An 8,096-nucleotide genomic window follows, 5' to 3' on the forward strand; every position below is an offset into this window, starting at 1 on the left:
GGTCATTGCCGGTGGCGTCGGCCCCCACCGGTTGGAATCCGCGCTCGGCGAGCTGGGCGGCGACCGCGCCCGCCTGCCCGCTCTGCCCGTTCGCGTTGAGCACCCGGATCCTCGTGTCCGACAGCACGGCCGGCTCGACGGAGTCGAGCGCACCGGCGGGTTGCTCCTCCAGGCCCGCCTCCTGCGCGGCCGGCGTCACCGGGCAGGCGGCGGCCTGTGTCGCCGCATCGCTTCCCCTCAGGGCGGTCACCCACACGAGACACCCGAGGACCAGCGCGGCCACCACGAACAGGACGTAGGGGCTGCGCATCCGACCGAACCCCCGAGCGGGGGTCGGACTGGGAGTCGCCTGGGCGCTGAGGTGGACGACCATGAGGGCCTTTCCTGCAGGGGAAACGGTGTCGGAGCCCGGCCCGGGTCCGCTCCATCACTGTAATCGCCGCGCGACCGGGGGCCCGGCGGGGACACGGCCCGCCAGCGCGGATGAAATCCCTGCTGGATTCCGCTAATATGCGGGCGCCGGTCGGTCCACGATCGCACCGTCCGCCCCTCGTCACCAGACCGCTAGAGAAGAGACACATGGCAACCGACTACGACGCACCCCGCCGGACCGAAGCCGACGAGCTGGCCGGCGATTCGCTGGAGGAACTCAAGGCCCGAAGGGCGGAGGGTGCCACCGGCGAGGTCGACGTCGACGAGACGGACACCGCCGAGTCCTACGAGCTCCCCGGGGCGGACCTCTCGGGGGAGGAACTCACCGTCCGTGTGATCCCCGAGCAGGACAACGAGTTCACCTGCGGCGAGTGTTTCCTCGTCCATCACCGCAGCCGGTTCGCCTAGGAGAGGGACGGTCTGCCGATCTGCGTGGACTGCGCCGGCTGATCGTTCAGCTATAGCGCGTGTCCGGCAGGGCGGCCGCGAGGCCCTCCGGGTCGCGAGTACTGATCAGCCAGTAGGGCGTGGGGTCCAGCGGGTCGTCCAGAACGACGATCACCATGGTGGGGACGTAACCGCGATGTACGACGAACGCCTCCGGGTCGAGCTGACGGCCCATCGCGGCCTGCTTCGCGGTCGCGGGCACGACGGCGCTGCGCGCGATCGCCTCGAACGGCAGACGCGCCCGGCCCGCATAGAGGGTTCCTCCGCCCTGACCGTCGGACTCGACCTCGATACTCTCGCGACCGACCGTGATGAAGAGCCAGGCGAACAGGGCGGGCACGACCACGCACAGGAGCCACAGCCACCACGGGGCGCCCAGGATCGAGGCCACCGCGACGACGAGGGCGGTGACGGCGGCCAGCACGAGCCACCACCATCCCGGTACCCGCAATCGTTCCGAGTGAACGGGACGCGGGACACGGTCGGGAGACGGTCGGAGATCATCTTCGGTCACGAGATCAAGACTATCCATCACCCGGGCTCAGCCCGGCAGGAGGGCGGACAGCGATGAACAACCCGGATCACTCCTCCGGAGGCGGGCCGTTGCGTCTACGGAGGTTGGACACGGGCCTCCCGGTGCCGTCCCGCGCCCACCCCTCGGACGCGGGTATCGATCTCTACTCCGCCGAGGATCTCGTGCTGGAGCCCGGACATCGTTCACTGGTGGGCACGGGGGTCTCCGTGGCCATCCCGGACGGATACGCGGGACTCGTCCACCCCAGATCCGGGCTCGCCGCGCGTGCGGGTCTCTCGATCGTCAACGCCCCGGGGACCGTCGATGCGGGATACCGGGGCGAGATCAAGGTCAACCTCGTGAACCTCGATCCGTCCGAGCCGGTGCGGATCGGCCGCGGAGACCGGATCGCACAGTTGCTCATCCAGAGGGTCGAACTCTGGGAGGTCCTCGAGGTCGACGAGCTCGATCAGACCGCCCGGGGCGACCGGGGTCACGGGTCGACCGGCGGTCACCACCGCCTGGCCTGACCGGCGCCATCCGACGTTGGGTAGCGTCAAGAGGCACGGTCCCGTCCGGGACCGGGTCGTACGCGGAGAGGATTCGACCATGTTCGGACGCAAGAAGTCGGTGACCGGGGACCGCGTCGCCGCCGCCCCCGCGGAGCCCGCGGACTCCGCACCGTCCACGACCGGTCCACACGACCGCTCCTCGGTCGGGGACGTGGCGCGGTACTACACCGACCTCGGTTACGGACACATCGATCTCGGTTCCCTGGTGATCGGCGTCCCCAAGGGGCGCGATCTGAACGTCGCGCTGGACCCGAACGGTCAGCCGGAATTCCACGTGGTGACCTCCGTCTCCCGGGTCATCCCGCGCGCCTTCGCCGCGCCGAAGTCCGCAGGGCAGTGGCGGACCATGGTCGCGGGCATGCGGGAGCAACTCGAGGCGCAGGGAGCGGAGGTGACCGTCGTCGACGGCCCGTGGGGTCGTGAACTGGTCGCCGCGATGCCGGGCGCCGTCTTCCGCGCCATCGGGGTCGACGGGCACAGGTGGACCGCCGAGGTGCGCATCATGGCCACCCCGGAGCTGGCCGAGCAGGCCGCAGAGGAGGGCCGGGAGGTCTTCGCGCACCTCATGATCAACCGTGGTGACGGGCCGATGCCGGTCCGCGAGGCGCTGCCCCTGACCATCCCCGACGAGATCCAGCAGGCGCTGGTCAAGGCGCAGTCGCAACTCGCGGCGCAGCAGCAGGCGCAGGCCTACCAGCAGCAGATGGCGGCGGGTCAGCAGGGTCAGGCCGCGCCGCAGGTCCGGCCCCAGGCCGCACAGAACCAGGCCCAGGCCGCACAGTCCCAGGCCCCCTCGTCTCCCCAGGCCCCGCCGTCAACACCGTCACCGGGCAAGGCCCAGCAGCAGCCCGGGTCGCCCCCGCGCAGAGACGCCGGCGCCATGGACCGACTCCGCACCTCCGACGACCTCTGACCCCGCCCACGCGCTGAGAGGCAAGCCATGTCCGTCACGCGGATGTTCAAAGGACTCTCGTCCCGCCTGACCGCGCCGCTCGAGTCCCTCGACGCCGTGGACCTGGCCGGGCGGGTGCAGGGACTCTGCAGCTCGCCCGTCGAGAGTGCGCAGCGAGGTGAACTGGTGACTCTGGTCGGGCGGGTGCGCACGGTCTTGTCCGGCGGGGGAGAGCAGTTCCTGGGTGTGACCGCGGAGGTCTACGACGGCACGGGGGCTGTCGACGTCTGTTGGCTGGGGCGTCGATCGATTCCGGGAATCGACACCGGCCGGTTCATCAAGGTGACCGGCCGCATCGGCGTCCGGTCCGGCCAGAAGATCATGTTCAATCCACGCTACGAGTTGCTCAGCGGACAACCGGGCGCGGGACGCGGAGGAGAAGCGTGACCGAGTCTGAACGCGCGGGGGATCAGGCCTCCACCGAGAACACCGGGGACGCCCCCGCCGTGGACACGCCACCTGAGCGGAAGTCCGCGTTCGGTGACCCGGACGCCTCGCTGCTCGAGCAGATGGGCGGTGTCCGCGGGCTCGTCTACTCCTCGATCCCGATCCTGACCTTCGTCCCGGTCAACGGGTTCTGGGGGCTGACGGTGGCGATCTGGGCCGCGCTCGGTGTGGCGGTCGCCATGCTGGCATGGTCCCTGGTCAGACGGGAGAACCCCCAGCCGGCGATCTCCGGGTTCATCGGTGTCGCGATCGGTGTGCTGATCGCCTGGCGGACAGGCGACGCGAAGGGGTACTTCCTCTACGGCATCATCACGCAGGCGGTGTACGGCGGGGCGTTCGCGCTGTCCGCGCTCGTGCGCTGGCCACTCGTCGGCGTGATCTGGGGGTTGATCGACGGTAGGGGGATGGCGTGGCGTCGGAACCCGCATGCGCGACGGTGGTACGCCATCGCCACCTGGATCTGGGCCGGGCTCTTCGCGATCCGTGCCGTCCTGCAGTACGCGCTCTACCTGAACGACGAGGTCAACTGGCTCGGGGCCGCGCGGATAGCCATGGGGTGGCCGCTGGCCCTGGTGGCGTTCGCCGCGACGATCTGGGCTGTCCGACGGGCGATGGCCCATGAGAACGAGCCCGCTGCGGCCCGGGACGCCTCCGACGAGTGATCCCCGATCCACCAGTGGGAGAGGGCTGCCGCCGTGCACACGAGAACTGCCCCCGACGGAATCGTCGGGGGCAGTTCCCGTGGGAGCGGGTCACCGGTCGCCCGCAAGTGCACGGGACGCGGCGATCAGACCGCGCTGGTGGCCATGCGCGAGAAGTCGCTCGGACCGGTGATGGTGCGATAGGCGTACACGGATGCCAGGGCGGCGACAGGGGCCGCCACCAGCAACCCGACGAGCAGGGCCAGGGCACCGGCGATGACGATGAGGATGTTGAGCAGGGCGAGGGCGAAGAGGTTGCCGGCATCGGACTTGATCGCGTTGACGCTGGATTTCATCGCGTCGATGGCGGTCATGTTGCGGTCCACGACGAAGTGGAGAGTCCAGTAGAGGAAGAACGCGACCACGATCCCGGGGATGATCAGCAGGATGAACCCGATGGTCGTCGCGATGGCCACGAGGATCGCCGCGAGGACGAACGCCCCGAAATTGTGCAGCTTGAAGAAGTCGCCGATCTCCGGCTTGTGGCCGTCGACCTCGAGCAGGGCGCCCCGGATGAGGAAGGCCTGGAACACCAGGCTCACCGCGATCGTGAGGATCGAGCCCAGGAACGCCACCGACTCCGACTGCGAGTTCTGGATCCAGCTCCCCACGCCGTTGGCGACGAACATGATCAGCATGATCAGAACCCACGGCAGGGGATTGTTCTTGAACATCTGCCAGCCCGCGCCGATGGCGTCGGTCGCGGACACCTTGCCGGACATCATCGTCCCGTCTGCCGGGCCGGACTGGGGGTAGGCGTCCCCGTAACCGTGGCCCCCGTAGGGCTGCTGACCGAAGCCCTGGGCGTCACCCTGGGCTCCGTATGGCTCCCCGCCCCAGCTCTGGTGGGTAGGGCCGGGGCCGTTCGGATCGTTCGGGTACCCGCCCTGCGGCGGTGTGCCTCCGGTGGTCATGGCATCTCCATCTCTCGTCGGTTCGGTGGCGCGGAACTGGTGTGAATGATATTTCCACTTATCCGCGTCCGAACCTAGTCCCGCCACGGCGTTTTTGGGAGAGGCACTTCAGGGGAAAGGCAGGTCACACGACAGAGCCCCGTCGAGGATGTCGACGGGGCTCTGTCTCCGGTGTCCGGAACGGGGTGTCAGACGTTGGCGTGGATCTCCACAGCCTGAGCGACCCCGGCCACGGTGCCGGCGATCTTGACGGCCTCCCAGGCCTGCTCCTTGGTGATGCCCTCCTTGCGGATGACGTCATCGTGCGCGGCGGTGCAGTTCTCGCAGCCGTTGATGGTCGAGACGGCCATGGACCAGAGCTCGAAGTCTGCCTTCTCCACGCCAGGGTTGGCGATGATGTTCATCCGCAGGCCCATCCGGACCTGGGTGTAGTCGTCGCCCAGGAACTCCTTGGCGCGGTAGACCACGTTGTTCATGGCCATGATGGACGCGGCGCCCAGGGCGGCGTTGAACGCCTCCTCGGTCAGGTGCTCGCGCGCCTCATCGGCGATCTCGGACAACACGGTCTCCGACCGGGTCGCCGCGGCGGTGGCCAGGAAGGTGCCCCACAGCTGCTGGGGGGTCAGCTCGGTGGAACGCGCCAGTGAGCCGAGGTTGAGCTTGAGATCCTTCGCGAACTCGGGGAGTCCGGACTTCAGGTTCTCGATGCTCACTTGATCCCCTCCTGCAGCATGTCCATCTTGTTGATGTTCTTCGTCGGGTCGTTCTTCTGCCAGTTGCAGGCGCAGACCTCGGACGACTGGAGCGCGTCGAGCACCCGGAGCACCTCGTCCACGTTGCGGCCCACGGCGTCCGGCGTCACGGAGACGAACTGGATGACGTTGTCCGGGTCGACGATGAAGGTGGCCCGGTCGGCGACCCCGTCCGCGTTCTCCACACCGAGCTCACGGATCAGCTCGTGCTTGATGTCGGACAGGAGCGGGAACGGCACACCCTTGAGCTCGTCGTTGGTCGCGCGCCAGTTGAAGTGCGCGAATTCGTTGTCGATGGAACCGCCGAGGATCTGCGTGTCGCGGTCCTGGAAGTCCTCGTCGAGCTTGCCGAACGCGGCGATCTCCGTGGGGCACACGAAGGTGAAGTCCTTCGGGTAGAAGAAGATCACGCGCCACTTGCCGGCGTAGGACTGGTTGGTGATCGTCTCGAAGTAGTCCTCGGGCTGCTGGGCGTTGACCTGCTGGAGGTCCCCGCCCTTGAGCGCGGTGAGAGTGAAGTCGGGGAACTGGTCACCGATGGTGAGAATAGCCATGTGTCCTCCTGAAGTTGGTGGCCGTCATTCAACGGGCAGCAGAGACTATGCCGGACATCCGGTAAGAGGTAAAGCCTAATGAGGCCAAGATCACTTATAGGGGGGAGCAAATAATCATCGACGGCGGGCTATCGATCGCTCTACACTCATCGACATGGCCAATCAGCGGTTCGTTCCGAGCGTGACACAGCTCAGGGTGTTCCTCGCCGTCGCGGAACGCCTTCACTTCCGAAGTGCAGCTGAGGAGTTGGGAATGAGTCAACCCTCCCTCTCCCAGGCCCTCGCGACACTGGAGGAGGGGTTGCGGGTCCATCTGGTCGAACGCAGCACCAGGACCGTGCTCGTCACACCGGTCGGGCACCAACTCCTCCCGTTCGCGCGGGCGGCGGTGGGTGCGATGGACGCCGTGGCTGACATCGCCGCGGGCAGCGGCGGCCCGATGTCGGGGGACGTCCGGATCGGTGTGATCCCCACGGCCGCCCCGTACCTGCTGCCGGGGCTTCTTCCCGCTCTTACCGACCGCTTCCCGGATCTGCGGCCGCGGATCGTCGAGGACCAGACCGCGCGACTGCTCGAGCAGCTGCGATCGGGTGCGCTCGACGTGGCGATCATGGCCCTGCCGACAGACGCGGCGGGCGCGGCGGGCATGCCGCTGTACACCGAGCCGTTCGCGCTCCTCGTCCCGGCCGGCCACCCGCTCGACGGGCGGGAGGACCTCTCATTGGAGGCGCTCGTGGATCTGCCCCTCCTCATGCTCGACGAGGGGCACTGCCTGCGCGACCAGACGGTGGACCTGTGTCGGCGGGTCTCGGCTCCGATCCTGGGCCGTGGCGGGTCGCGCGCGGCGTCCCTGACCACGGCGGTGAGATGCGTCGCGGGGGGACTCGGGGTGATGATCGTTCCGGAGTCCGCAGTGGTGTCCGAGAGCCGCGACCCAGGACTCGGAGTGGCCAGGTTCCGCGAGCCCGCCCCCGGCCGGACGATGGGCCTGGTGCTCCGAACGGCAACCGCCGACGACGACGCCTACACCGAACTCGGCAGCGTGATCACCGGGGTCGCCCAGCGGCTGTTCGGTGCGGTTCCCGCCTGACGGGTCGTCCGTCGCTGTCGACCGACGGGTCCGGTCTCGACGACTCCAGGCGCCGGACCGCCTTCAGGAAGCGGGCCCGTAGCGCCTGTGTCCGTCGTACCCACGCACGCTGGTGGGCGACGAACATCGCACGCCCCTCGGGCGACTCCACCGGGATCGGATCCAGTCCCCAGGCGGAGAGGTCATACGGGGAGGACCTCATGTCGACCTCGCGGGCGTCGAATGCGGCGACCAGCGAGTCCCGCAGGAGCTCGCCAGGCGCACCGGCCTCCATGGCCGCGACGTGCGAGTAGAGATCCATGCCGGAGTGCAGACAGGCCGGCTGCTCGTGTCGGACCTGCGCCTCGCGGGAGAGCGCGTGCTGGTTGAGGGAGACGGCCGGCTCGGTGAAGAACCGAAGTGCGTCGAAGTGGGTGCATCGCAGCCGGGATTCCTCGACGACCTCGTCGATCCGCGCATGCGACACCCGTAGAGGGACCTGGCGGTGGCGGACGTCGTCGTCTCCACTGCGGTAGAGCATTGCCCATTCGTGGAGACCGAAGCACCCCATGGCACCGGGCCTCGAGGCGGTGGCCTCGACGATCGCGCGTGCTCGCGCGATCCGCGGGGCGCAGCGGGCCAGGACGGATTCGGGGTTCACGATCAGACCGGTCCGGCCGTGGAGTGAGGCCCGCTCGTAGTGGCGCCAGTCGACCTGCTCGGTCAGGTGGGCGTTCTCCAG

Annotated in this window: 12 protein-coding genes; 6 read left to right on the forward strand and 6 right to left on the reverse strand. The window is 68.6% G+C overall.

From position 1 onward, the window contains the following. Positions 1 to 310 (reverse strand): LytR C-terminal domain-containing protein (locus tag G6026_RS12560; protein WP_241728067.1); only part of this gene is annotated, 310 nt, incomplete at its 3' end. A 269-nt stretch (positions 311 to 579) separates the two neighbouring features. Between G6026_RS12560 and G6026_RS12565 the strand changes: the two genes are divergently transcribed. Next, positions 580 to 840: a DUF4193 domain-containing protein gene (locus tag G6026_RS12565; RefSeq protein WP_182613373.1), complete on the forward strand. Its 261-nt coding sequence runs from the start codon at positions 580 to 582 to the stop codon at positions 838 to 840. A gap of 46 nt (positions 841 to 886) precedes the next feature. Here the strand turns inward: G6026_RS12565 and G6026_RS12570 are convergent, their stop codons facing one another. After that, complete coding sequence (locus G6026_RS12570) at positions 887 to 1,393, reverse strand: DUF3093 domain-containing protein (RefSeq protein ID WP_231750550.1); 507 nt, start codon at positions 1,391 to 1,393, stop codon at positions 887 to 889. A 53-nt stretch (positions 1,394 to 1,446) separates the two neighbouring features. Between G6026_RS12570 and dut the strand changes: the two genes are divergently transcribed. The 4 genes from dut (at position 1,447) to G6026_RS12590 (ending at position 4,026) form a co-directional block, all read left to right on the forward strand. Then, positions 1,447 to 1,923 carry a dUTP diphosphatase gene (gene dut, locus G6026_RS12575; protein WP_107756400.1) on the forward strand — a complete coding sequence of 159 codons (477 nt, stop codon included), beginning with the start codon at positions 1,447 to 1,449 and terminating at the stop codon, positions 1,921 to 1,923. 79 nt (positions 1,924 to 2,002) lie between these two features. Beyond that, positions 2,003 to 2,878 (forward strand): DUF3710 domain-containing protein, encoded by an 876-nt coding sequence (locus G6026_RS12580; protein WP_182613374.1) that lies wholly within the window; start codon positions 2,003 to 2,005, stop codon positions 2,876 to 2,878. Positions 2,879 to 2,905: 27 nt separating this feature from the next. Beyond that, complete coding sequence (locus G6026_RS12585) at positions 2,906 to 3,304, forward strand: OB-fold nucleic acid binding domain-containing protein (RefSeq protein ID WP_107756402.1); 399 nt, start codon at positions 2,906 to 2,908, stop codon at positions 3,302 to 3,304. Positions 3,305 to 3,426: 122 nt separating this feature from the next. After that, the gene (locus tag G6026_RS12590) at positions 3,427 to 4,026 is read left to right on the forward strand and encodes a DUF3159 domain-containing protein (protein ID WP_228548903.1); all 600 of its coding nucleotides are present in this window, start codon (positions 3,427 to 3,429) and stop codon (positions 4,024 to 4,026) included. Positions 4,027 to 4,151: 125 nt separating this feature from the next. Here the strand turns inward: G6026_RS12590 and G6026_RS12595 are convergent, their stop codons facing one another. The 3 genes from G6026_RS12595 to G6026_RS12605 all read right to left on the reverse strand — a co-directional run bounded on the left by G6026_RS12595 (position 4,152) and on the right by G6026_RS12605 (position 6,285). Beyond that, complete coding sequence (locus G6026_RS12595; RefSeq protein ID WP_107756404.1) at positions 4,152 to 4,979, reverse strand: hypothetical protein; 828 nt, start codon at positions 4,977 to 4,979, stop codon at positions 4,152 to 4,154. A gap of 188 nt (positions 4,980 to 5,167) precedes the next feature. After that, positions 5,168 to 5,692, reverse strand: a complete 525-nt coding sequence (locus G6026_RS12600; protein WP_107756405.1) for a carboxymuconolactone decarboxylase family protein — start codon at positions 5,690 to 5,692, stop codon at positions 5,168 to 5,170. Beyond that, positions 5,689 to 6,285, reverse strand: coding sequence for a peroxiredoxin (locus tag G6026_RS12605; RefSeq protein ID WP_107756406.1), 597 nt, complete (start codon positions 6,283 to 6,285; stop codon positions 5,689 to 5,691). The genes G6026_RS12600 and G6026_RS12605 overlap by 4 nt, the downstream gene beginning before the upstream one ends. A gap of 154 nt (positions 6,286 to 6,439) precedes the next feature. On the opposite strand from G6026_RS12605, the gene G6026_RS12610 reads away from it, so the two are divergent. After that, on the forward strand, positions 6,440 to 7,375 hold the full coding sequence (locus G6026_RS12610) for a hydrogen peroxide-inducible genes activator (protein ID WP_107756407.1): 936 nt from the start codon (positions 6,440 to 6,442) through the stop codon (positions 7,373 to 7,375). Here the strand turns inward: G6026_RS12610 and G6026_RS12615 are convergent. Then, on the reverse strand, positions 7,332 to 8,096 hold a 765-nt coding region (locus G6026_RS12615), incomplete at its 5' end, for a hypothetical protein (protein WP_182613375.1). The two genes, G6026_RS12610 and G6026_RS12615, sit on opposite strands and share 44 nt — an antisense overlap.

Origin of the sequence: Dietzia sp. DQ11-38-2 (assembly GCF_014145055.1) — a bacterium.
Lineage (GTDB): Bacteria > Actinomycetota > Actinomycetes > Mycobacteriales > Mycobacteriaceae > Dietzia.

What these genes read in the sequence shown, in the direction of transcription:
- G6026_RS12565 (WP_182613373.1), top strand. Translation starts at nt 580, where the DNA reads ATGGCAACCGACTACGACGCACCCCGCCGGACCGAAGCCGACGAGCTG.
- G6026_RS12610 (WP_107756407.1), top strand. Translation starts at nt 6,440, where the DNA reads ATGGCCAATCAGCGGTTCGTTCCGAGCGTGACACAGCTCAGGGTGTTC.
- G6026_RS12590 (WP_228548903.1), top strand. Translation starts at nt 3,427, where the DNA reads ATGGGCGGTGTCCGCGGGCTCGTCTACTCCTCGATCCCGATCCTGACC.
- dut (WP_107756400.1), top strand. Translation starts at nt 1,447, where the DNA reads ATGAACAACCCGGATCACTCCTCCGGAGGCGGGCCGTTGCGTCTACGG.
- G6026_RS12585 (WP_107756402.1), top strand. Translation starts at nt 2,906, where the DNA reads ATGTCCGTCACGCGGATGTTCAAAGGACTCTCGTCCCGCCTGACCGCG.
- G6026_RS12595 (WP_107756404.1), bottom strand. Translation starts at nt 4,979, where the DNA reads ATGACCACCGGAGGCACACCGCCGCAGGGCGGGTACCCGAACGATCCG.
- G6026_RS12605 (WP_107756406.1), bottom strand. Translation starts at nt 6,285, where the DNA reads ATGGCTATTCTCACCATCGGTGACCAGTTCCCCGACTTCACTCTCACC.
- G6026_RS12580 (WP_182613374.1), top strand. Translation starts at nt 2,003, where the DNA reads ATGTTCGGACGCAAGAAGTCGGTGACCGGGGACCGCGTCGCCGCCGCC.